This window comes from Candidatus Hodarchaeum mangrovi, assembly GCF_975850365.1.
Window position 1 is genome coordinate 1 of record NZ_CDLCQJ010000025.1, and the last position, 26,611, is coordinate 26,611.

General features: G+C 31.8%; 13 protein-coding genes. 7 read left to right on the forward strand and 6 right to left on the reverse strand.

The genetic code is table 11. The features are described 5' to 3' along the window. On the forward strand, nt 1–875 hold an 875-nt coding region (locus ACWVCY_RS03335; RefSeq protein WP_455140272.1), incomplete at its 5' end, for a hypothetical protein. 7 nt (nt 876–882) lie between these two features. Here the strand turns inward: ACWVCY_RS03335 and ACWVCY_RS03340 are convergent. From ACWVCY_RS03340 to ACWVCY_RS03355, 4 genes are all read right to left on the reverse strand, one after another. After that, on the reverse strand, nt 883–3,939 hold the full coding sequence (locus ACWVCY_RS03340) for a hypothetical protein (protein WP_455140273.1): 3,057 nt from the start codon (nt 3,937–3,939) through the stop codon (nt 883–885). A gap of 4 nt (nt 3,940–3,943) precedes the next feature. Continuing rightward, nucleotides 3,944–4,894 (reverse strand): ADP-ribosylation factor-like protein, encoded by a 951-nt coding sequence (locus ACWVCY_RS03345; RefSeq protein WP_455140274.1) that lies wholly within the window; start codon nt 4,892–4,894, stop codon nt 3,944–3,946. A gap of 86 nt (nt 4,895–4,980) precedes the next feature. Next, nucleotides 4,981–11,391: a hypothetical protein gene (locus ACWVCY_RS03350; RefSeq protein ID WP_455140275.1), complete on the reverse strand. Its 6,411-nt coding sequence runs from the start codon at nt 11,389–11,391 to the stop codon at nt 4,981–4,983. A gap of 54 nt (nt 11,392–11,445) precedes the next feature. Continuing rightward, on the reverse strand, nt 11,446–12,348 hold the full coding sequence (locus tag ACWVCY_RS03355; RefSeq protein ID WP_455140276.1) for an ADP-ribosylation factor-like protein: 903 nt from the start codon (nt 12,346–12,348) through the stop codon (nt 11,446–11,448). A 280-nt stretch (nt 12,349–12,628) separates the two neighbouring features. On the opposite strand from ACWVCY_RS03355, the gene ACWVCY_RS03360 reads away from it, so the two are divergent. The 5 genes from ACWVCY_RS03360 (at nt 12,629) to ACWVCY_RS03380 (ending at nt 21,202) form a co-directional block, all read left to right on the forward strand. Next, on the forward strand, nt 12,629–14,323 hold the full coding sequence (locus tag ACWVCY_RS03360; protein WP_455140277.1) for an ADP-ribosylation factor-like protein: 1,695 nt from the start codon (nt 12,629–12,631) through the stop codon (nt 14,321–14,323). Nucleotides 14,324–14,431: 108 nt separating this feature from the next. Further along, on the forward strand, nt 14,432–15,160 hold the full coding sequence (locus ACWVCY_RS03365; protein ID WP_455140278.1) for a metallophosphoesterase family protein: 729 nt from the start codon (nt 14,432–14,434) through the stop codon (nt 15,158–15,160). 286 nt (nt 15,161–15,446) lie between these two features. After that, a complete protein-coding gene (locus ACWVCY_RS03370; RefSeq protein ID WP_455140279.1) occupies nt 15,447–16,379 on the forward strand; it encodes a hypothetical protein in 933 nt (310 codons plus the stop codon). 56 nt (nt 16,380–16,435) lie between these two features. Continuing rightward, a complete protein-coding gene (locus ACWVCY_RS03375) occupies nt 16,436–19,852 on the forward strand; it encodes a hypothetical protein (protein ID WP_455140280.1) in 3,417 nt (1,138 codons plus the stop codon). Between the two features lie 12 nt (nt 19,853–19,864). Next, nucleotides 19,865–21,202: a hypothetical protein gene (locus ACWVCY_RS03380; RefSeq protein ID WP_455140281.1), complete on the forward strand. Its 1,338-nt coding sequence runs from the start codon at nt 19,865–19,867 to the stop codon at nt 21,200–21,202. A gap of 29 nt (nt 21,203–21,231) precedes the next feature. On the opposite strand, the gene ACWVCY_RS03385 is transcribed toward ACWVCY_RS03380, so the two are convergent. Then, nucleotides 21,232–22,128 (reverse strand): ADP-ribosylation factor-like protein, encoded by an 897-nt coding sequence (locus ACWVCY_RS03385; RefSeq protein ID WP_455140284.1) that lies wholly within the window; start codon nt 22,126–22,128, stop codon nt 21,232–21,234. Between the two features lie 272 nt (nt 22,129–22,400). Here ACWVCY_RS03385 and ACWVCY_RS03390 point away from each other — a divergent pair, with 272 nt between their 5' ends. Then, nucleotides 22,401–24,533: an ADP-ribosylation factor-like protein gene (locus tag ACWVCY_RS03390; protein WP_455140282.1), complete on the forward strand. Its 2,133-nt coding sequence runs from the start codon at nt 22,401–22,403 to the stop codon at nt 24,531–24,533. 67 nt (nt 24,534–24,600) lie between these two features. Here ACWVCY_RS03390 and ACWVCY_RS03395 read toward each other — a convergent pair. Continuing rightward, nucleotides 24,601–26,611, reverse strand: a 2,011-nt coding sequence (locus ACWVCY_RS03395; RefSeq protein WP_455140283.1) for a hypothetical protein, incomplete at its 5' end; no start/stop codon positions are given.

Sequence of the window (26,611 nt, forward strand, 5' to 3'; positions counted from 1 at the left end):
GTGTTTTCATGATTCTTCTAAATTCCTCTGCTCTCTCGTCCCTTTATTCTGTTACTATACCTTTTGACGGGAATGGGACTGATTGGAAGATTATTTATCGTATTGGAACCTTAGATAGTGCTGGAAATAGTAATCCAAGAGCTTATGATGTTCTAAGGGATGACCCCGAAAGCATTGATCGGAATATTATAAAATATCTTCCTCCTGGTTTACCAGAATGGATTTTATTAGTTGCTGGTGCAATGGTGGTGTTGATATTCATAGGAGCTGTGGTGTATGTAAAATTCATTCGAAAACCTGAAATTGTGGGCCTTGATAAGGAATTAGTATTGAATAAAATTAGCGATGTAACTGAAACAGAAGTCCGTAATACTATGGAACTGCATACTATTGGTATAGTTGTTTCCTTCTTTGATCAACGACATGGACCAATTCCTATAATTGTACTTCCTGAAATATTGAAGGATAACTTCACAAAATTAGTCGAATTGAGTGACCGTTCATTTAGTAGCTGTGGATTTGCTGACAACTTTTCGGTTGAGATTCCCTCAAGTTATGATTTTGTATTAAGTCAAGGGATTAGAATTAGTTCTCTTTCATATGGTTATGCCTTAGAGAGACCTAATTCTCGTGGTGGTCAAGAAAATATAACATTGAATATCCTTGTTCATCAGGATCTTTTCCCTCTTGTTGAATCATTTAAAGATGAAATCAAAACAGAAGTTCATAAGATTCATCTTCACATGGATAAGAAAGAGGAAGAAATGGATGAAATTAATAGAATGATAAAGAATCTGCGTGAATTCATCAGTTATATAATTTTAAGTTATGAAAACATCTATCAGACCACAGAATTAATAAAAGAGGAAAAGTAGAAGAAATTTAAAGGATTTCTAACAATCTCTTTTTCTCTTCATATATTTTTTTTAAATCCAAATCATTTGTTTCAAGCGCACATTCAATTAGAAGCTCATAAATTATAATTTCTAATGGGTGTTTGTCTTGTAATTTATTTAGAATTCTAGTAGCATTTTGTATTTCATTTTTTGAGAGATAAATTAAGACTAGTCCCAACCAACTTTCTAATTTCCTTGGATTATTTTTTATATTTTCTTTAAAAAAGGAAAATGCTTCATCATGCTTACCTTGTTGCCCTAATACCGTAGCTATAGCGTGTTTAACCTCGTATTTGTGTGTATATTCACTAATAATTTCATTAAAAGTCCCATATTTCTCATCAAAATAAATAAAAGCTTCATTTCTGATATCAATATTTGCATCTGCTAAAAGATCCAAAATTTTGAGTTTCAATAAATCATATCGGGAGTAAGATATATCAATCTTCTTCCTTAAATAATTCCAGACTTGACTTCTTACAAAAAAAGTAGGATCACTTATTTTTTGAATTACTTTATTGAAAATCCATTCATATGATGATTCTCTAATATTTATTTCCGATAATAAAATAGATAATGCTCTAATTCGAGCATCTTCAAATTGACTATCAAGATGGTCTGCAATTAGTGGAAGGTTATCTAATAACTGTGTTTCATCTAGCTTGAATATGTAATCCAATACAATTTTCCACGAAATAGTCCGAATATTAAGGATTGAATCAATTAGTAAGTTTTCAATGATTTGCTTTCGTATACTTTTATATTTTGGATTAATTAAATCAAAGGAAATCATTATCTCATTTAAGAGCTTTTCTCGTAATTGCGCTTGTTGAATAATCATTATTTGCAATATAGACATTAGCATCTTTATATCATTCTTTTCTCCAATTCGTCCTATTAAATTGAGCTTTTTCGTATACTTTCTTAATTCTGGCAAGAAAATTATACAAAAATCCTCTGCTAGTTGAGTAAAAATTGGATGACTGGTCTTTTGAAGGAAATCAAATTTTCTTTCAAGTAATATCCAATTTTTAAGCCTCTGATCATCATTACAAGAATCAATTAGATTACTAATATTATCAGGTAAAAAGAGCTTTTCATATTCCGTATCTTGTCCCTTTAAACTCTCTGTATTTAAGGATTCAAATCTATCAATAGGATTTCGGAGGAGTTCGTTGATCATTCTCAGAAATTTTGTTTTGATTTGATCCTTAATATCCTCTTGAGTACAATATCGAATAATATAAGGAATACACGCCTCTTGGACAATCCATCGTCCTTGATTTATAATGCTATGGATTAATTCTGGAGAAATAAAGTCATCTTCGTAATTATAAAGAATTTTAAGAATTATAATTTGTAATTCCTGATCATTACTTGATTTAAGAACTTGAATGGTTATTGCAGAGATATTCTGATTGGTTTTTATTAAATTTAGTTCATGTGATGCCCAAAATACCTCTTTTAAAAACTTAGAGGTTGATTCATTTTCTTCCTGAATGTTAGGTAAAATTTCTACTATATAATCCCTAGTTTCTTGAGGAAAGATGGTTCTACATATTTCCCAGCTATTTTCAAGTACTTCTTCATTATTATCTTTTAACATTGGTTTTAGAAAATGAAAAACAGGTGGATTATTTTCCAAAATGAATTTTTCACATTTTTTTAAAAAAGAACAAATGTTTAATTGAATGTCTTGATCAAGGGGATTTTGAAAATTGATTATAGAAGATATTAATAAATCAAAATGAGAATCATGGAAAACTCCCATCAAATCATAAAGAAAACTCCATGCTTCCGCTCGAACTTCAATATTATTATCAATTAATAGTTTTAGAAGGATTTTTAAGATTAGATCAAAGAGTTTTTCACTATTTACTTCATGTATTAGCTTTTTTAAACCTTTTATTGCAGTTTCTCTGACAATGAAGCTTGAATCATTTAATAATTCAATAATTATTTTGAAGAGGTCGTTTTTGTTATTAAATGCATTATCCCTATCGATTAAGATTTGACAACTTGTTTTTCTAACTTCTGGATGTGGATCGTTAGTTAAATTCATAATTGGATAGATAAGATTCTTATATTGAAGATCCAAATCTAAAAATTTATTTAAAGAGATTGCTGCACTTTCTCGAACTTCCCAATTTTCATCAGCAAGCGCATTCTCAATCATTTCTAAGAAAATTTTATTTTTTTCCTCTGTAATAGGAATCCAGAGTGGCAATGTTTCACATACATTTTTTCGAACCAATGCACTTGTATTCCAAAACAAACCTACAACTTTAGTCCAAAAATGTTCGTCTTCTTGATATATATTCTGCGTACTCTGTAACAAACATTTAATTGCCACTCTCTGAACACGCCAAGATTCATCTGTTATTCTTTTCTCTAATGTTTCAAAAATAGTATTTGAAAATCTGGAATCGTTCACAAATTGTACTAGAATTTCACAGGATAATCTTCTTACCTCTCGATCTTCATCTTCGCTTAATTTACAAAGTAAATTTATGACTCTTGGATTAACAATTGAGTTATTATTCCAAAAAAGCCAAATAAAGGACTTTTTAGCATCAGAATTTACATCTAATTGTTTTTCTTCTATATAATTAATTAATTCTTCTATAATTGTACTATAACCTTTCTTTTCACGAATTAAAAATGTTAAGAATCCTTGAACATAATTGCCATCCGAATCAAAAATTTTAATGATGAATTCTTTTGGTAATGACTTTTTTGGTAAGAGTGTAAAGAGTTCTAGGCAACGGAACCATAATTCAATGTTTAATTCCAAATTACCTATTATTTTGAGCAAGTGTATAGCAAGAGTTTCGTGTAATGAACTATTAAACTGAATTAGGAATTTTAATACTTCTACTGTTTTATCTCGAATAGCATATTCTTCATGATATAAAAGACTGAATATTTGGTCTAGGGCCTGATTATTTTTCCATAGATCATCAGATGTGATATAAAATTTTAAGCCTCTGGATATTATTTCTACATCTCTACTTTCTAAGTCCTGGAGAATTTGATCAAGCATAAATTCATCTACCTCCCTTCGTCAAAAGATTTGATTTTTCATTTAATGAAAATACGAACTTGAGAATGTCTTCATAAATCTTAGATGAAAATTTTAAGTCTTGTGTTAAATCTTGCTTTGAGATAGCAATTAAGACTGCTAGCCCTCTTTCCAAGAAGTAAGTAAGATAAACATTCTTTTTCCCTTCAACTGAAATAACTGTATTTTCTTTATTAAAAAGAGTTTTTTGTTCTAACGCATAAATAAAATATTTACGAATTTTTTTATGGGGAATTGAGTTTTTAAAGTGATTATTAGAAGCTTGAAGGAGAAATATCCCTTCATGGGTAAGAAGATGAACTTCAACAATAGTCTTTATATTTTTCGTTATATAATCAATCAGAGTTTTATTAAATATCCGTTTTAAATCAAAAAGTTTTGAAATAATAGAGCCAATTGCCTCATAGATTGATTCATTAAACACTGAAGTTTCGTAATATTGAATTGGATTATTAATTTCTGAAGTAAGATATTTCTTTAGATTATCTGATATAATATCCCGATCTGGACGTGGGATAAGATCCATTTTATGTAGGAACACAAATATTTCCGCATTTGAACTGAAGATCTTCATTCTTTCTAAAGAAAGCTCCAAGTAATACTTTGATCGAGAATAAAGAGCTGTTTGGAGAGGATCTATAACAAAGATAAATGCATCAATATCACTAAAAACAAAACGTGAAAGATCTCCAGTAAATTTATCTAAAAACCTTGTTTGTCCTCCTAAATCAAATATTATGATTTCAAGTCCACATAACCTTTTGATTTTTCTTTGATAATTAATTGTGGCATCATATTTTTCTCCAGGTCTTGTTATGATACCTTCTAGAGCATTTTTGATTATTGTCGATTTTCCAGTCTCTGCTAATCCTAATAAGACTAATTTCTTACTTTGGATATTATTAGTAGAATGCATGTTTTCGTCCTTATTTTAGATTAATCAAGTTATTTAACTTTATTAAATAATGTGTTAGATTGATAGTGAAAGGGTCTGTGATATTCTTAGGTCTCTTTTATCAGTTCTGTAGTTTTATAAACATCCTTATAGGATAAAACAATGTATGAAACTCTTTTCCTGAGATTAATTACTGATTCTAGAATTGCATCCTTGTTTTCAGGTTCATTTGTCATCAACATATGAATTTCATGAACAGCTGTTTGAAGTTCTTCTTTGAATTGATTAATTAATGGGAATATTTCTGGAATAATGAGTAAATTTACAGTATAATGTTCTGCTCCCCCTCTTGCTTCCTTATTTGCTATTGAATATCCATAGGACATCGAATTAATGCGTATAAGACTTTCTAGAGAGAAATCAAAGCTTGAAAATGTTTTTGAGGTGAAATCATTTGCAAATCCACAGCTGTTGAATGAACGATCTGAAAGTGCTATTAAAGGCGTTATATTATCCTGTAATAAGTCTGGAATTACAATAAGGGGAACAGGTCCAGATCTTTGATCAAAATAAGACAGAATAACTCCAAGTGTATGTAGATCTAGAGAAGCATTTATTTCAGTATCACTTATTTTTTCTATATTTTTCATAACTATGTCTCTATCAAAACCGATTATTTCAGGTTTCCGTATGAACCTTACATACACCATAGCACCAACGAATATCAGAAAAATTACAAAAGCTGCAATTAATAAAATCCATTCGGGTAAACCTTGAGGTTTATAAATAAACCTATTCTCAATGATTCGTTGAGGGTAAGCTCTGATGTCAAATGCTAAAGGATCTTCATTTCCTGTTTTATCTGAGGTGGAAATGTAATATAGAATTTCGTAATTTGAGTTGTTGTGATGAAAATCTATTTCGAGAGACCAGAGCTCGTAACTATCTGTTAAATTACGATTCTGAAAAATCATTGAAGAACTCATCCAATCTGCAATAGTGGCTCCATTTCCCTCAGTATAGGGTTTAAAATAATAATAAATAACAATTTGACTAATACCAAAACCAAATTCTTCTACTTCAGCATAAAAAGTTAAAAATTTGGGATCTAATTCATTATCTCTTGTAAAGTATGCATTCCTTATCCGAGGAGCAACTTCATCATTCATTACATAATCAAACATTGTAACTGTAAGTATCTCAAAACTAGTTGAATATAATAATGGATTTACAGTAGATATTACTGTGACTTCTATTCGTACCAAATTCCCAAGATAAGAATAGTTCTCTAGTTGATAATCTAATGTCCATGTTGTACCATTAAATTCAGCCCATTTTCTTTGCTCTAAGGTATTATTCTGGAAATTAAAACGAAAGATTACTTCTGTTATGGGATTTCTTGGATCTGTAGCATCAGCCCAAAAAGTATAATGACCCTCCTTATCAGAATTAATATCAACTCCAACCTCATTAATAGTTGGTTGACTTTCTATGTAAATCGATAAATTCACTTTTAGACCAAATAATTCTCCATCATAGGGGAGAATTTCAGCATACCAACTATCTCCTGGAAAAGTTTCTTCAGCTGGTATCTGACTTGAATTGGTAAATTCAGGTAGAAAAATCTGATTCTGATACCAGTATATTATGGAATCATCCAAGTCATCATCAATATCTTGGAAATCATAAACTAATGAAATATTCTCATTTTCCAATAAGAATTCAGAATATGAATTGTTTATTAACCAAAGATTCAGGATTTCTGGTGCTTTATTGATAATTAGGATTTCTTGAGAAGATTGATTTCCTGACCAGTCTTTACCATCAAAGACTCGTACAATCGCAAACCAGATATCTCCTTTAATGAGTTCAGATTCAGGAATTATTGGTTGGCCAGTATAGATATATTGAAATTCAAAATTTTTTAACCAAGAAATTGAATAACTAATAATCACATCCTGATCTGGATCATAAACTATAATATCCTCATTTAGATTAAAAGTAAGACTTGAATCAGCAAAGCTTGAATTAATATTTCCTTCAAGTGAAATATCTAATATTCTTGGAGGTGAATTTAAAATAATTACAGGAGGCAAAACGTATTCCTGACTATAACTAAAGGAATCAGAGACTTTTAAATGAAGAATCCAGACTTCTCCTGATGATGTATACGTTGAATTTACTCTTGAGCTATTTGTCAATTCTGGGACAAGAATTCCATTACGAAACCATTGAATAATCCGATTTGAACTTTCATTATCAGCATCATAATCGAAAAAATCATATTTGACCTGTAATGAATCATAAGTAAATGGTTTAGTGGGAAGAATTGCGATGTTTTGAGCTTCAGGAATTGAATTAACAACAGTTACTGATGTAGATCTATATAAAAGACTATAATTTGTCCCATCAAATAATCGAATTGACAGGTTAATAGAGTCTCCCTTTACATACAATAATTTGGAAAGAGTACTTTGATTTCTTGCCACAGAGATTTCTATAGCATTCCTATACCAATAAATTTCAGTTTGATTCTGCCATTCAGAATCAAAATCAAGGTCATAAAAAGTATAAGTAAAAGAAAGGTCGTTTTGAACAGTTGGGGAAGTGGTGGTCCATGAAAATGATAATATCTCTGGAGGGGTGTTACCAATAAGTATTTCTGAGGAATTTATCCAAGAACCTAGATCACCATATCTGTCCTTTGGCTGGACGCTTACCATCCATAGATCACCTTTTGATAAATAAAAGGGTAAGACTATTGGTCCAGTTAGATCGCTCATAATTTGCCCATTTTTATACCAACGATAATTTGAGCCAACTACAAGACCATTCTCATCAACATCAATATCATAGATGAAAAAGGGATGATCTAAGTCTTGGGCTGTATAATTGACGGAAAGTGAAACGGCAGCAAAATATATAGCACTATCATTAAATCCAACAATATTTGGAAGACCAATAATTGTGGGTTTTGCATTTCCTATTTGTAAATATCCAGTTTGATAAGTAGTGCCAGAATCTTCACCATCATTGGGAGTGATTTTCGCATAAAGGATATTCCCTGCAACAAAATACTCATTAGCGAGTTCTATAGTATTTTGACCCAGAATGATGGATCCATTAATGAAAAACCAGTTTATTATAGTATTCTCTGTATCTTCAGTATCGCTATCAACATCAACAAAATTATATACCAAAGTAATGTTCTGACTTGTATTTTTTCCTCCTTGAAGACCTAAATTTTGGAGAGAAGGAGGAGTATTAAAAATAAAAGTTCTAGATGAGTTAAACCATGATGAATAATTTTCACCATCAAAGATTCTTATTGAACATATCCAATTTTGGTTCTTTTTTGTTTGAGTTGAATCTATCTCAGTTAAATCATCATAAGAACTGTTATAAATATTATTAATATACCATTTAAGATCAAAGCTTGCCTGATTGTCTCCGTCTAAATCATTAAAATCCCAATCTATAATTAAATTAGATATAGTTGTCGTATTAGAGGTAATTTGTATATTATTGACTTGCGGAATAGAATTTCGAATGGTTAATTTACTAGAATTATATTGTAGAGACCAATTTAGACCATCGAAAACTCTAATAGTAAAATTCCAAATTTGGCCTTTAACTGTAAGGCTGGGATTCACCGTAAAGGAATTATTGAGACTAGATTGTAGGGTACCGTTCATATACCAACGGATGTGTTTTTCAACCTGTTGATGCCCATCAGCATCATAAAAATTGTAACTTGCAATAAGAGTTTCAATTGTAGAATTTGTATTACCAGATAATAGAATATTTTGAACCTCAGGGATGGTATTGGTATATGAATCAATTGAAATCAAGATAGAGGTATAATTTATACTATATTCAAAACCATCATAAACTCGGATTATATATTGCCATGTTTCTCCAGAGGCTGTTTCAGAACTTAATAGGATTGTATCATTTGTTTTTGTTGAATTAAATTGCCCATTTCGATACCAAAAAATGATTCTCTCCCCTACTACTTCTACATCCCCATCTTCATCATTATATAGATATGTAATATTGATATTATCGGAAGTAGTTATACCTGTTGTTTTATTAAAAGATGGAATAGTTGTTAATATTGGTAATGAATTCAAGATTGTCGTATTTGGAGAGATATAGACTTGAGAATATTCCTCTCCATCAAAAAGCTGGATTTCAAAACGAAATATCTCATCTCTTGTTAGGTCATCAGGTGTGATATAAGTGGAGTTCATCCATTCTGGAATTTCTATCCATGTTCCAACCCATTGATACCATCTAATTATTGTTACATTCAAAAAATTATTTGGGTTATCACCGTCTATATCAGATGCAATCCATCCTGCCACTATTTCGTCACTACTTGTTGGTGTAGGTGTAAGTGTTACACTACTAGCTTCAGGAGGAGTATTAATAATGGTTGTGATAGGCGAATAATAGAGAGTTGAATAATCATCGCCATCAAATACTTGGAGTGTATAATTCCAAACCTGACCTTTAATTGTCGCACCAAAAGGAACTGTCTTAAGATTATTATAAGCTGGAACTAAAACTCCATTTTTATACCAACGAACGATCCAGCTATTAGCAGGTTCAGTATCGCCATCTACATCATTAAAAATCCAATCAGCTAGTAAAGATTCATTTGTTCTTGGATTAACCGAAATAGATAGGTTAGTTGCTTCTGGTGGATGATTCGGACCAGTTCCAATGTGTTTTAACGAAATGAAAGAATTCCCCGAAGTATCATTAGCAAAAATAGAAAAATTAAACACCTGATCTTTATCCATGAAGAGAGTATCGTTAACGAAACCAAATGGAGTAGGAACCATGATTGCCCATAAATTATTTTGGGGAATACCATCTATTTCAGTTACATTTACAATAACGGTGTCTAGTTCTCCCCAATTATCGGTGATATTAGCATTAAATGTCCCATTGACTCCAATATCTGCAAAATATTCCCAGTTTTCGATTATGGGAGCTGTAGTATCAAGATTAAATGTATGGTTTCTTATTTCTGAAGGAACTGAAATATAGTTCTCTGCTGAATCTGAAGCATTTATAATCTGATACGAATAATACCCATTAAAATTAACAGCAATCTGTTTTACCCAAAATCCTAATTCACTTGGAGAACCATTATAAACCATGGTATATTGTGATGAGTTCACTTGGAGTGTGACTTCATCGACATCAGATTGAGAATCAGAGATATTCGCCCAAAAAATTCCCACTCCTGTCCCTAGATCGTCCACCCCAAAATCATTAATTGTTGGAGGAGTAATATCATTATCCCACGTATGAAGTAATGTAACATCAATATTCCATTGATCTTGTGTTGTATCAGAGCTTTCTTCTGTCCCCTTAAATCGAATAGTAAAAATTGATGATTTTAAATAATTTTCAATGCTTACATTGTTCCATGAATCCGTTATCAAATTTGGAATTATAGTAATCCATGATCCGTTCCACACATCCACTCTTAATCCTTCTGTACCTAAATTTCCTGTATAAATTGCTAACTGAGCATTTGGTTTTGTGAAAATAGCAGAAGTCCATTGTAATTCTACATCAATATTGTAATTTGGCAGAGGAAGGTAATTAACTTCTAAAATTGCCAAATCACACAGCTGTTCTCCATATTTATTTCCTCCAGGATCTTCAGTTCTTAAGAATATCTTAGTCCCATTAACTTTTTCCCAAGTATTTATGTAAGTGCTAACATCTACCTCTTTCCAGCAAAAATTTGGTTCCCCTGAAAAATTCATTATTTCAATCCAGATACTTCCGTTCCATAAATGAACAGAAAAATAAGCATCTGTCGGATAAGATGGATTAGCATGGCCATATACACTTAATTTTACCGAGATTAAAGTTCCACTCAAATTTACATCTTGAAATCCAAAATCTCCAATTTCATCACCATTTTTACTCCCGACTGCGTTGGCGACTGTATGAACCTCATTTACAGATGGTATAGTTTGATTATCCAAATACGGTGAAGCTCCTGTCTTTGCCCACTTATTTCGTGTAATATCCCATGAGTCAACAGACAAATTCAATTGATTTACCGTATTGACATCTGTTTCACTTAACACATCATAGAAATTATCTGGTCCAGTTTTTTGATTGTCAAAATTTGAGTGACTACCCTTATCTGTTACTCCATCTATATTTGAGACATTATTATCGACATAATCTTCATTTGAATCAATTATCTTGGCGTTTATCCCACTAGGAAATAAGCTTGTACAGTTATTTGTTGAATCTTGTGTTGGAGCAATTAGACGATTAACGTGTCTTGAAAATCTTGTTGGTTCCTTTAAATTCTCTTTAATTAATCCAAAACTTCGCATAAGTCTATTTAACAAATTAAATGATTCTTGAGTATTATCAATCTGAGTTGAATAATCTGTTAATAAGAGACTGCCAAAAAAAATACATATCAAAAAAATAAAATTAAAATTAGAATAAATTCTTGATTTTATAGTCACCAAAGATAATATCATCTCTATAAATTATGAATTGATTGTTTGGATTAGTTAAAGTGATTATACAAGATCTTTCAGGGCATTAGCTACCTCTTCCATTTTAATGAGGATATATTGTAAAGGTGCAACTTTTCTTGCAATTCCTGTGAGAATTATTTCAGATTTAAGTCTTTCACAGACAAAAATCAAATCATCTGTTTCAAGATAAGTTTTGTACGTTTTAGAAGTCTTGAATTCATCCTGAATACGGTCTAAATTACTTAACCACAGGTTTGCAGGTATTAAAATGGAATCAGCAAGATCACCCTCTTCAAAAACAGGTAAACCTTCATCTGTATACAGCGCTATCCCTGAAAGCTCTTCTGTGGATTCAATGAATTTTTGTAGAACTTCAGAGACGGTTTGGGCTTGGGAACTTTGCATTATTAGTGATCGAACTATTTCAGCAGTTACGGTGTATATTGATTTTTCAAAAATCGATGTACCACGATAATGAATTTTAATATCAACTGGAGGAGTAAAAAAGTCCTGCAGTGTTTCCATAATTTTAGCTCTTGTATCTGCCATTACGAGATCTAATTTGTGAAATAAGCAATAAATTACTGCATCGGGAGAGTACTCTGCTAATTTTTTAGCTGCAAGTCTAAAATAAAATTTACTAGTCGAAACTTGATCAAAATCTGAAAGATCAACAACCCAAACTAAAATTGCTACATTATTAAAAATTAATTCAGCTTGTTCTCCGATAAAAACTGAGATGAAACTTTCTTGACCTCCACAGTCAAAAATTTGAAAAGGATTTTGAATTATTGTTTTCATTGATCTAGTATAATTAATAGTGGCCTTATAATCCTTCACCTCTTCAGGAGATTTACCTTCAAATGCTACAGATCGAATACTGCTTTTTCCACTTGCTCCAAGTCCCATTAATAATAATTTTTTCGCAACATTAACAGCTGCCATATTAAATCACCATATTCCGTTTAAATTCGAAAATTAGATGATTCAGATATCAAATTTATTTCACCTATCCTCTATTTAATAGAAACTATATTATAAATGTAACATAATAAAAATTCAAGAATAAATTTGAATCATCAGTTTTAGATTTCAAACCTAATTTAACCAATTGATACCGACGAAATATTTTCACTAGGAAGGAGTAAAAACAAAGTTTTTTATAAAAGAATTAAATCAAGTTGTTATGTAATGTTACATTTATATTCAAAAAAGTGGACTGATGATGGCGGATAAAGGATGGGTTAAACAGTCAGTAATTGATGCTAGACTTGGTTATAAAATTCTTATCGCAGGTTTAGCTGAAGCAGGAAAAACTGCAGTTAAGCGTATTTTCTTCCTTAAGCACACAACTGAAGAAGTAGATGGCCTCTCAGCCACTTTGAGTTATGAAAGATTATCAGTTACAATAAAAAAGACCCCCATTACAATTCTTGATCTTGGAGGGCAAAAGATTTTTCTGAAACGCTTTCTAACAACTTTTAGTCCATTTATTTTTAGTTCAGTTGTCACACTTGTTTTCCTAGTTGATGTGTCGAATCGAACAACAAGAAATAATGCGGTTCAATATTTTAAAGCCTGTGTTGAAAAACTTGATATGTACTCTCCTGAAGCTAAGATTTTTGTCTTTTTACATAAAAATGATTTAGTGGAACATTGGCCTAATTATGAGACAATTCACAACATATTAAAAGAAGAATTTCAGGTAGAATGCAAAAAAGAAATAAAATTCTTTAGGACAACAATTTTTAATCCTGAATCGGTATCAAACAGTTTTGGAAGAATTATCGAACTATCAATGCCAGATTTAAGTCAAAGTGAACTAGTTAATGGACAACATATTGGTGAAATCGAAGAATACTGCGATAAGGTTACTTCTACTCCTAGAATCCTCTCTGCAGAAATGATAAAGAAACCGGAGGAAAAAAAAGTAATAAACTTAGATGAAGAGGATCCAGCTTATTTGGAAAGAATACAAAACTTAATGAGGGGATCGATTGTTGATGCTTCCATGAAGCCATTAACTTCTCAATCTACATTAAGAGAGGTAATTACTGAAGAAATAGTTGAAGAAACCGAATTGATTCATATCAATTCTTCTGAGGCTCCACCTCCCACTTCATTAGTCGAATCTGGAAAACCCTCTCCTGAACAGGTAAGAATTAATCGAGAAATCAGTTCGTTGATTGATTATTTTGGCATAGATACAGAGTTAGCAATAGAAATTGTAAATTCAGGATACCATAGCCTATTCAAGATGGCAGCAACAGCAGGTGTTCCCATCCCTCTTGTAAGCGATGTTATTATTAAATATATTCCCTTTCTCAAATCTAAAGGGCTGGATATTCAATTTTTATCCTTGGAAAGGCTATTGGACCTTTTTTCTTCATACTTACAGGGATCAATCTCTCAAGATGATCTTTTTAGTTGTCTTATTTTTGCTACAAAGAAACATAAAATGAGTATTGATGCTATCATTTCGAAATATTTAACGAAAGTAAAAGATAAATCTAAAAGGCCAATAGAGGATGTTATAACACCCATTCAAGATGAGTCTCTCCCTCAAGCTAAAGTCGTTGAAGGAATTCTAGATCTCCCCAGTACTAAAGGACTAGGATTTAGAGCTACTTTGGTCGAAAATCTAATTTTTTTAACACTTTATTGTAATAATAGGATTGTAAATCGAATTAAAATTTCCAGTACTATATCAAACAAGGAGTTAATGTATCTTTTATCCTTTCAAATGAATTTAGAGGCATTGGGCTTTATTACTGGTGGACAACGTGCTATATATCTTACTGCTCGAATAATTCACGAAGCATTATTTCAAATGCATAAAGATAATGTGACCTCGAGTTCAGAAATTAAAGGGATAAATATTGCAAAGATTATAGAAAGCGAAATGAACTCAGATAAATGATTAATAATAATAGTCAATATTTAATTATTATTAAATAGCATAAATAAAATAACATTAAAAATAAATCATTTATGCATTATTATGGATAAATATAATGAGGTATCAATCTTGTATACACTAGCGTTGATCTCTGATGTTCATAGTAACCTCACTGCCCTTGAAGCTGTTCTCAATGATATGACAATAAATTATCCTGAAATTAAAGAAATATATTTTATTGGAGATCTTTGTGGATATGGCCCTGATCCTAAAGAATGCGCTGAACTGATTTTAAAAAATAAAATTATTACAAAACTGGTGAAAGGAAATCATGATCATTATATCGGACAAGGGATTACACCACCTCCTACTAATCCTTTAGCAGTTACATCAATCAATTGGCAGATAACACAAATCCCATTGGAGTTACACTGGGAAATTGCTCAATTACCTCAACTGATTACTACTCGACATTTGGATTTTTCTCAAGAGATATGTTTAGTTCATGGATCCCCTCAATATCCTTTAACGGAATATATTCATGCCAATTCTAAAAAGCAGGAAAATCTTTTTGATTATATGGTTAATTTAGGGATTGATATACTTGTTCTTGGTCATACACATATTCCCTTTATTCAAGAAAAAATATTTTCTGATAAAAAACTTATGATGGTAAACCCAGGATCTATTGGCCAACCAAGAGATGAAAATCCTAAAGCTTCATACATGGTCATTGATTTAAATAAAATGGATGCTAAAATTATAAGAGTAGATTATCTAATTGATTCAGTTGTTAATCGTTTAAATGAGTATGGATTACCTAAACTGTTAGGGGAACGACTCTTTTTAGGAAGATAGAACCTTAAAAAACGTTATTATAACCTTTTATTTTTTGAATAATTTTTTACAATTTCTATTTTTTTAAAATCGCATAGATTTCTAGAAATTTTTTACTTCCGACATTAATAGTGAGTTTTGATAAAAAACATCAAATCGAGGAGTAAATAAGGTCTTGAATTTCAATTGCAATATTTTTAAATATAGTATGACTATTAAATCACCGAAGATATCAATTAAGAAAAGTACTCTTCAGATATTCCCATGGACCTTTCAAAACTTCTTGATTTGGGCTAGATGAATTACCATGTCTAAATTTGTGACAGAGGAGATAGAAGATAAAGTTCGAAATACACGTATGGCAAAACATGTTGTAATGCGTTCAATACTCAGAGAATATATAGAAGAGATAGATGAAACTAGCTTAAATGGACTTCTTTTAAGGATTTATCAATTATTTTATGATTCCTCAATGGTTTCATCTTTATTTTCAGAAATTCAAGAAAGAGAAGAACAAAAGCAGCAGCTTCAAGAAATGGATCTTGAGGATATTGCCACAATGGCTTTTGGCGGAAAAGAAGATGTATCTCAGACTCTAGGTTCTGATTTTTCATCAATCTTTGAAGCAGATGAATCCGCTTTTCAAAGTTTATTAGAACTAGGTAAGACTATCCCTTATGAAGAAGTCTATTCCAACCTAAAGAAGGCAAAGATTTCAGTAATTATTGATTTTTTTTCAGCATTTCAGGGTTCAACGTCTTCTCTTTGGGAAGTAACTTATGAAATGAATGAAGTAGATAAAAAACAAATATTAGACATGTTTTCTTTATTTGTTGAGAAGTATATTGATGATAATGAACGTGATGAAAAAGATTTTGGCAAAGATTTAGGATCCTCTGCATTAAATATCGATCTTACAAACCAATCGTTTTCAATTTTCCTTTACAGCCCAAAAAAATGGCTGGATAAAGGACAAACCCATCGTTTATCATTAGGCATTATCATAAGTTATGATTGGGCAAAATATGTTTCAATTATGTCCACCCAAATCTCTATAAAATTAAATGAATTATCAAATTCAATATTAGGCACTTCTGAAGAGGATTTACTAAATATACCTTTTCGTTTAGTAGATTTAAACATGAGAAAGACAATTAAAGGCTATGTAAAAGATCTTGCAGAATATATTATCAGATGTTCGTTAGCATGGGAACAAATACAATCATCAACAACATTATAATTTGAGCAGCTAGAAAAAGTATTACTTCGATTGATTTCAAAGTGGATGTTTATTCAATGTTAGAAGAAATATCTAAGTTACTTACCAGATTAAATAAATATTTTAGTTCTCCTGTTTGTTCGAAAGAACTTAGTTCCTTTTCTAAATTAGTACAACAATACTCTCAAACCGAGAAAGAGCTAGAATCAGCAGGAATGTTGGCAAAAAGAGGATTAAAAAAACAAGTTGAACAATTACAATTAGATATTCAACGAGCTGAAGAAAAATGCTTGGAATGTATATTTAAATCAATTATAGATTTTTTAAAACCTGAACTTGACAAACAAGCAGATAGCCTTGCAACTGTAGCACCTCAAGCTTCAAACTCAATCCGAGCGATTAATTTACCTTTAACAGCAGACCTCAATGCCATTAATATATTTTTAAATAATTTTGAAAGGATATTAGAAAATTCTAAGACTCAAGTAAAGGAATTATGCTTGAATATTTTGGAAGAAAATAAATCGAAAACAATGTTGTATTCTGATTTAGTAAAACTAGATTCAGAATCTTTGAAAAAAACTCGGAATTTAAATGAAGAAATTTTATCCACTTATGACCCAAAAGGATTAATAAACACTTATTTTGATCTTAAAAAGGAAGGAGAATCAATAGATCAGTACTTAGATTCTTCAAGAAACATTGTTCAAGACAAATTGCTTCAACAGGCTCATGAACTGTATTATTCAGTCCAAGAAGCAGAAAAAAAGAATTTGATTTCTGATATTAGTGAATATCAAGGTATTAAAGAATTAACCAAAGGAATTGAGGAAGTAAAAACCATCTATGAGCTTAATCAATTGCATAGATCACTTTCTACATTTATTGTTAAATTTGGTACCATTCTCAAATCTGAAATAACACGAACACGAACTACAGTTAATAATATCATTACACAGGTAAGAGGACTTTTTCCAACACTTTCTGATACTTTAATTCCTTCACCACCAGAAGTTTCAATGGTAAATGCTTCAATCTCAGATTTAACTAATCTCTCAGAACAAATTCATACTTGGGAATCGAATGTAATTATTGGAATTAAAAGGATGGCATCAACGGATGAATTATACCAAGTAAATGAAGGACTCTTTCAGGAAGGGGTTGTAATACCAAACACACTGATTTCGAATGCAAAAGAACATGCGATTCGGGTTCAAGAAGCTTCAGAAAATATTTTAGATGTATTTGAAAAGATAAAAGGATTTCATGTTTATTATGGACAATTTTTAGAAAGAATCCGTGAAAGTATTCGTAATAATTTAAGTTTTGACGCTACAGATTCAGATTCCAAAGCATTGATTTCATTGAAACCACCTGTTGTAAATTTTGATACTGATAGTCCTTTAGAATTATTGAATTATTTAAGATCAGTTAATGTTTGGAAAAATAAGCTAATAAATGTTCTTCAAGAAGCCCGACATGCAATTAATGATACATTAACCATAGCAAGCAGGTTAGAGAAAAAAGGTCTTGATAGTTTTCCACCTAATTTTCAAGGTGAACTTAATTCACTTTATGACAAAATGGCTTCCGAGACTAATATTCAGACTCTTCTACTCTATAGAAGGTCATATGACCGTTTATATAAACAATTTGTTACATTAACTGCTGCATATATTAAAGATTACATTAAGGATGTAACAATACTGGAACTGCTTGAATCAGACCCAGGGGTTCCTCGCCCTCCTTTTGTGGAAGATGCTAGTGAATTAGAGTTATCAGATCTACTGATAAAAATTGATGAAATCGAAAATTGGAAACAAAAAATGCTCTCATACCTCAAGAATAAGATTGAAGGCTTAAACTTTCCAATGATACCAGGAGAAGTTCCAGTTGATTTACGAAAAGAAAAGAATGATTTAATAACTAAATTAACTGGAGTAAGTGCATCTAGAAACTCAATAGCGATGATTAAAGCCTATTTTGAGTTCTCAAGAATAATGAATTCATCAAAAAACACAATGATTGAGGAATGCATGAAACAGACTGAGTTGGTAGAAAAAACGAGTAGATTAGCTCTAACATATTTTAAACAAGAGGTAGGTTCTCCCCCAATGTTTGAAATACCGACAGATTTAGAAGCTTTAGATTATTCAGAGCTCTTAGAGCTATGGTTCCGTCTAAATACCTATAATACAAAACGTAGTGAATTAGTTCAGTTGAAATGTCGTGATATTTTATCAGGTTGGCTAAAACAATATAAGTCACTTCCTGGCCATTATTTAGGGATGTTTAATCAATTATTCATTATTCTTGAGCAAGGAATTACAGAATTATCCCAAACAAAAGACATTGAACAAATTATCAATAAATTTGAATTCTACATAAATAATGCTACTAATAAAGCTCTAGAAGGATTAGAGAAACTTAAAGCATTGTTTTATAATAAAGTCACCGTTAGTCTTCCTAGGATTATAGAAGTTATGGGAGATGTTTCACCTGAAGTTCATAAGGTTCACACCTTTCTTGAGAGTACTATAACTCCTAAAGGACAGACATTGGAAACAATTAATCGTTTAATTGTAGAAACGATACATGATTATGAATATATATTATTAGCTAAGTTAATGGAACTTCTCAGTATCGCAAGTAAGAATCTTCTTAGAAGAATTAGCGAACTCCAATCACTAGGAATAACTAATATACAAAATCTAGTTGGAGAACAAATTGAAGTATTTACTCAATTGATTCAGGCGGATTCCACAGATATGATGTCTATTGAAATGCTTACACAGTCTTTTGTCGAATTAGACAAAATTTTGAAGAACCAGGATTTACAAAAAGCTTTATTTGAAATTATCGATACTGCAAATACTACAGCTGGAAGAATACTCGATTTTATACAAGCTTTAGGGTGGAAAAATACACAAAACACATTATTGCCACACGTGGTAAGAATTAAACAAGCTCGAAATGCTATACAATTTTGGTCCTTTGATCTTATAGCTAATTCTACAATAGAAGTGATGAGAGCATCTAAGTTATTCCTTGAAGCAATTAGAGAACTAGAAATAAAGAATTATGATCAATATCTAAATGATCTTTTAAATAATCCTATTTTTCCATATTATAAAAGTATTCAGGCTGTGTTTGATTATAAATTAAATGAATGTTCAAAAGAAATCTTTCCATTGAAAGAGCTAGTTGATGCAAGAGTAAAACTAAGTACAGAAAGCAATCTAAATGAGGTATATAATTTGCTTGCAACAATTTCGAAATTAAAAACCCAATGGTTACAAGAAAGCCTACCTGAAATTTCAAAATGGCATCGATTATTATTTCTTTTTATTAGTGATTATAAACCAACCCCAATCCATGAAGTAAAAGTAGCTTATATCGCAAATGCGAAAAGAGAAATTGAAGAGACATACTCCCACCAACCAATGGTTCAATATTTGTCATTTGCATTAGATTATTATGTAATGAATAGGTAAGAGGTAAATTAAATGTCAGATATTAGTAGAGAAGCTGATGTATTTGTTATAGGAATAGGAGAATGTGGTTCCAACCTTGTAGGATCTTATGTTCAACAAGAAAAAAGACAAGGATCAACAAGAATACGAGAATATTTAATTATGAATACAGACAAAACAGACCTAATGAAAACCCGAACTCAATATTCACTTCCAGTAAGAAATACATTAATGTATTCTGATGAGGAAATAGGAGTAGGAGGAAAATTTCGGGAAGGTTATGATTTAGTGATGAAAAATCGTGATTTAATACTAAATCAGTTACAGAATCTGGGTTATGAAGGAGTTTCTGGTTTCATAATACTAACAAGTCTTGGAGGGGGAACAGGCTGTGGTGGAACACCTGCCCTTGTTGAACTACTTCACAATCAATTTTCTGATGAAAGACGTATTTTTATTTATGTTTTTGGTGTTTTGCCTTTTGAAAACCAATCATCAGAAGCAATTAATTCAATTTGGTCTCTATCCACATTATTACGAAACCAACTTGAACCAAAAAAAGGCCCCAATCTCATCTTTCTGTTGTCCAATAAAACAATGTTAAAAAGAGTTATTGAATGGAGAGAGGGGAGTGCTAGTGGTCTATTAGATCAATCAGTAGGAATAGATTCTTCAAATCTTGCCATTAATTATGATAAATTAAAATCTGAAACCAATGTTGAATTCACTGAATTGGTTAATCCACTTGCTTTACGTACGATAGAAGCGATTCTGTCCCCTAGTATTCAAGAACCTGGAAAAAAAGTCCTCCCAACAACTGATTTAGCTGATTATTCGCGAAGACTGGATCCTGTTGTTGTACCATGTTTCTTTGAAGACATGTATTTCATCCCTGAATACGGAAGAATTGATAAACAGATGGCATTGGCTGCTAGATACACCGTAAATCATTGTTCTTTGACTGATATAGACACTAAACCTAATGCTGGTTCAGTTTATTCTATAATAACTGGAAATAAAGATATCTCAAAAATTGAATATTCAGCTTATTTGAAGAAAATTCTAACGCCGTATTTAGTTAAAGGTGGTTCTATTCAGCCTTCATTTGTAGCTTATGATGATCCACTAAGAGAGAAATCATCATTATTATTACTTTTTGGCCTTCCACGCATTCCTGAATTACGTGATGTATTTAATGATGCAACAGACTTAATAAGCTATCATGATGATTCTAAATCTCCGATTAAAAGAGGATGGTTTGAAAGATCAAAAGGTATCCCCCAAGAAGAATTACAAATTGCAATGGATGATATTCAGAATCTTTTTGGGAAATATATGACTGAAGAAGAAAGTGAATCAAAATCCTCATAAAGGTAGTTCATTCGTCAAAACATGGTATTTTATAAAAGTTGATTTAATATTTCACCTAATTGCTCCATTTTAACCAAAACATACTGTAATGGAGCAACCTTTTTTGCTATTCCAGAAAGGAGGAGCTGTGATTTAATGACATGGAAGACAAAAATATAATTGTTTGTTTCAAGAACTGTTTTAATCTCCTCCTGTTGGTACTCGCTAGACAATCTATCATAAGAGGCTAACCAAAGATTTGCTGGAAGAATTATTCTGTCTGTCTCTCCTCCTTCAAAAACAGGAAGACCTTCATCTGTATACACTGCTATTCCTGACATTTCAACATTTGATTTGAGAAATTCTTCAATAGCCTCTGATACAGTCTGTGCTTTTGAACTTTGAAGTATTAGTGTTTGGATGATTTCACCAACCACGCTATAAATAGATTGGTCATAGATCGATGTTGGTCGATATTGAACCTTTAAACCAGAAATTGGTGCAAAATAGACTTTTACAGTCTCTATAACTTGATTTTTCATATCAGGGAGTAATAAATCCATTTTATGAAGTAAACAAAACACAGATGCTCGTTCAGAATAAGCAGCTAATTTTTTTAAAGCAAGATCAAAATAAAATTTTGAAGTAGAGACTGCATCGAAATTTGAGACATCAATTACCCAAATCAAAACAGCTACATCGCTAAAAATAAATTCAGCTTGTTCCCCAACAAATACAGAGATAAAAGATTCTTGACCACCGCAATCAAAGATCTGGAATGGAGCATCTATAATATTTTTCGTAGAACGTGTATAGTTAATTGTCGCATGATAATCTTTCACATCATTTACCGACTTTCCTTCAAATACAATTGACCGTATACTTGATTTCCCGGACGCTCCAAGACCCATAAATAATACTTTGTTGGGTTGATTAGAAAGTTCCATAGTAATCACATTCTTCCTTCTAGATGAAAAATTACTTATCCATATATTGTATCTTATAAAGTTTAATTAAAATTACTATTTCTTGGAGTATGAGTTCCCTATAATATATTTAGATTAATTTATTAAAACTTGTTATAATACATAAATTAAAAACCTATGGTTTATAATTGATTATCATAGAATAGACCGAAAATGTCTCATTGGGTATCTGGATATAATACATAAATTAAAAACCTATGGTTTATAATTGATTATCAGGGAATCGACCGAAAATGTCTCGTTGGGTATCAGAAACTGAGATTTCTCAGCATCTTGGCTATAAAATTTTAATTGCAGGATTGAGTGAGGCTGGAAAGACCGCAGTTAAACGTATATTCTTTCTAAAACAACAAACTGAGGATGTAAACAAGCTTAGTGCCACAATTAACTATGAAAGACTCTCTCTTACGGTTAATGACTCGCCAGTTACGATTGTAGACTTGGGGGGTCAAAAAATATTCTTAAAAAGGTTTTTAACAGGATTTAGTCCTTTTGTCTTTAGTAATGTCAAAATATTCATATTTTTAATTGATGTAGCTAATAAAACCTCTCGTAATAATGCAATTCAATATTTTACATCATGTATTGAGAAATTAAAAACATTTTCACCTGAAACAAATGTTTTTGTCTTTCTACATAAAAATGATTTAATCAGAAATAGACCAAATTATGAATCTATTCATGAACAATTAAAGGAACAATTTCAGCTTGAGTACAAAGATTCTCCCTTAAGATTTTTTAGAACAACTATTTTTCGACCTGAAAGTGTGATAGATTCTTTCGGTCGTATTTTTGAATTAACCATTCCTGAGCTTACAAAGAGTGATTTCGTTGAAGGAAGAGAAATAGGAGAAATTGAGGAATATCATACAACTCCTATGACCTTAATCGAACCAAAGGAAGAGATTGTAAGAAAAGTTCCAATAGCACCTATTACTCAAAAAATGGCTGGTGATCCAGAAGTCTTACAGAAACTTCAATTTATCATGAAACATGCATTAAAAACGGAGAATGGTGCTCCCAATGAAAACAAAGTTTTTCTAGGGAAGGCTGCTTCAGAGGAGTCTATTTCAGAGACAGTTTTAGCACATACAGAAATCCCTCATATCAGAGAATTAGAAATAGAACAAAATTTAGACATTTCTGAACCTGTAGATGAGGATACTACTGTTTTAAATCAATTCGCACAGGTTGATCCAACAAAACTAACTCATCTTATAAATTTTTATCAAATTGAGGCAGAAAATGCAGCTGAGCTGATCGAAAACGAGTGGGATCAATTATTTGAGATGGCTGTTACTTCAGGAATGCCTGTTCCATTAGTTCTTGATATATTCTTAAAATATTTGCCTTTTATTAGAAAATCACAGGGAGAAGAAAAAACCAAAACTTTTGACACCAATAAGCTTCTCGAATTATTTTCAACCTACCTTAAAGGTGAATTAAGGGAGGAAAATATTGTTAAATGTCTCGTATTAGCAGTTGAAAAACCAAATCTTAGCATAAGGGAAATTAACACAAAGTATCTTATACAAGAAGTAGAACCAAGGAAAATCAAAGAAATGATTACAAAACCTGCCGAAGTTGCACATATGGAAATACCTATAGAAGTTGAGAGTAGTGATGGATTTATAGCTTTACCCAATACTCAAGGAATGGGATTTAAAGTTGATTTAATAGAAGATGGTCTTAATGCTAAAATTAGTTTTCAGTTACAAAGCAGAATGGGACATAAAGAGATGATTGGAAGCTCTCTAGTATCGGCGGATGCAACTGTTGATGAAATCCTTTATATTCTAGCATATGAACAAAATCTTAGCGGGATAGGTGTTTTTGAAGATGGAATTCTTTCTATGCAATTTGGAGCGAAGATTATTCATGAATCAATTCGACAACTCAAATTAAGACAAAAAAGCTCAACCCTTGAAGTAGAAACTAAAAGAACAAGAAGTGAAGGTGGAATCTTAGCTGATACTCTGGAATTTATAATACCAATGGAAATCGAGAGCGATGGTGCATATATTTTTCTCCCTGATAGTGATAAAGTTGCATTCAATCTTGAAAAAGCAAAACGCGGATTTATCCTTAGTTTTTCGCAGAGAGGATTTCCTATCGGTCAAGCCCATATCGTTGAAACAATTCAAGAAAAACAGTTAGAGAAATTATTAAAGGAAGCAATGCAAATACCCATCGAATCAGAAGGATCTTTACGATTTGCTAGCAGAATTATTCTAACTTCAATATACAATCATTTAAAACCAAAGAAAGAGGTACTTATCACCCAAGAAGCAACAGATAAGAAAGATCAAACTTCTGATAAATTAAAGGAGTATCTGTCACTTCTTTCGAAGGATGAGCTATTTTAATTTATCATTCATAAAGGGGATGGATTTTTTAAAAAAATAGATGCATCTATATGACATTTAGGTTAAATTAAACATCTTCTTCTTTGATTAACTCCGTAGTACCATAAATAGATTCGTAACTTAGGATAATTCGTGTTATATATTTACGAATTTCAATGATTCTTCTTTTTAATTGTTCTTTCTTCGTATCTTTAACCTTCATTGCTTCATGTAATTCATGAACTTCCGTTTTCACTTCTTCTTGGAATTGATATACCAAATCGAATAGATCTTTGTATAATAAAATATTAAAGGTAATATTTTCTTGTCCTCCTCTAGCTTCAGGCTTTTCAAGAGCAAATCCAAAACTAACAACTGAGATCAACAAATTTTGGCCTAAATCTAACACAAAATCATATGATGAAGTAGTCTCTGTATTAAAATTACTACTAAAACCTGTACTTGAGAATGATCTATCACTAAGATCAACCAGTTTATCAAAATTATCTCTTAAGATTTCAGGGTCAAACACTATTGGGATGGGCCCATGTCTTTGATCAAAAAAGCTTATTACACTACCAATAGAGTGACGATCCATTTTTTGTAATACATCTGATTCAGAGAATTGACTAATGTTCTTTAAAACCAATTCCTTGTCAAGGCCCACAATTTCAGGTTTTCGGATGAATTTTATATAGACAATAGCCCCAATGAATATAACAAAAATTATAATTCCTGCTACAATCAACATCCACTCTGGTAATCCAGGTGGAATGAATAATAGAATATTTCTATTAACACTTTCAGGGTCGTCTCGTTGGACATCATAAGCTGTTGGGTTACCATTTCCAGCACTGTCTAAGGTTGCAATACGATAAATGACCTTCCAATCAGTCCCATTGGCATCAAAAGGTATAGTTATAGAATAAAGGGATGAGAGAGTAGAGGAGTTAAGAAGATTCATGAAAACGCTGTATTCTGACTGCGAAAATGAGGCTCCCAATCCTGCTGGAGCAGCAGCGGATACTTCCTCAAAGTAGTAATACAAAGACACTTCACTGATCGCACTCCCATATTCCTGTACCTCAGCATAAAAAGTAATACTCGTGGCGTTATTTGTGAAAAAGACATTGGCAATTCGGGGGGCTACCGCATCTGTGATGGTGAAATTAAAGGTGAATGTCTGATAGATCTTAAAGGTTTGATCATAATCAACTTGAGTGATGATTTTTATGTCAGCGAGAATCAAGTGGTTTAAAAGATTCTGGAATTGGTTGATAGTGAGAAGATAATCAAGAATCCACGTGTTAGTCCCCTGTATTTTTTCCGCATATTTAGTACCTCCAATCGTATCATTGAATGAGTATTCAACAGCGTAGATGGAATGTTGAGTGTCATTCGCGGTTATAACAAAGGTATAATGGCCTTCCGTATCTTCTTCTATCGTAATAATCTCTGAAGCTAAAGTACTGATGTACGGACGACTCTCAATTGAGACAATAGATGAATTCAAATGCGCCCAAGTGTATATCCCATCAAAAGGTATGATTGAGCAATACCACTTCTGACCTGGAAGGGTTGCCTCGGATGGAATGACAGATTGGTTTTCAAATTCTACAGCTTCAAGCCAGGTGTTAGTGCCCTGATCGGTAAACCAGCGGATAGAGGCATTCGAGACGTCTCTGATAGTATTAAAGTAGTAATTAATGGATAGATTTTCATCCTCGACATAGAATTCATCCACACGAATGTTAGGATCAACCTGACCTGTGGGAGTAAAGTAATACTCAATAGTGAGCTTTTTCGTGAAGATATCGATACTATACACTGGACTATAACTGAAACCATCTGATACCCTAAGGTCTACGCGCCAGAGATCCCCATTAGCCGTTTCTTCCAAGGAAATAAAGGATTGATTGGTATAAGCTGTCTGCAATGCACCGTTCCGATACCAAAGAATATAGACCTGCGAAAAAGCCTCAGTATCTCCATCTACATCAAAGAATAACCAATTTAATGCTAAAATTTCCAAATTGGAGATAGTAGTAGGCGCTAGATTGTACATGGCTAAACTTGGTGGAGAATTGACAATAGTTACA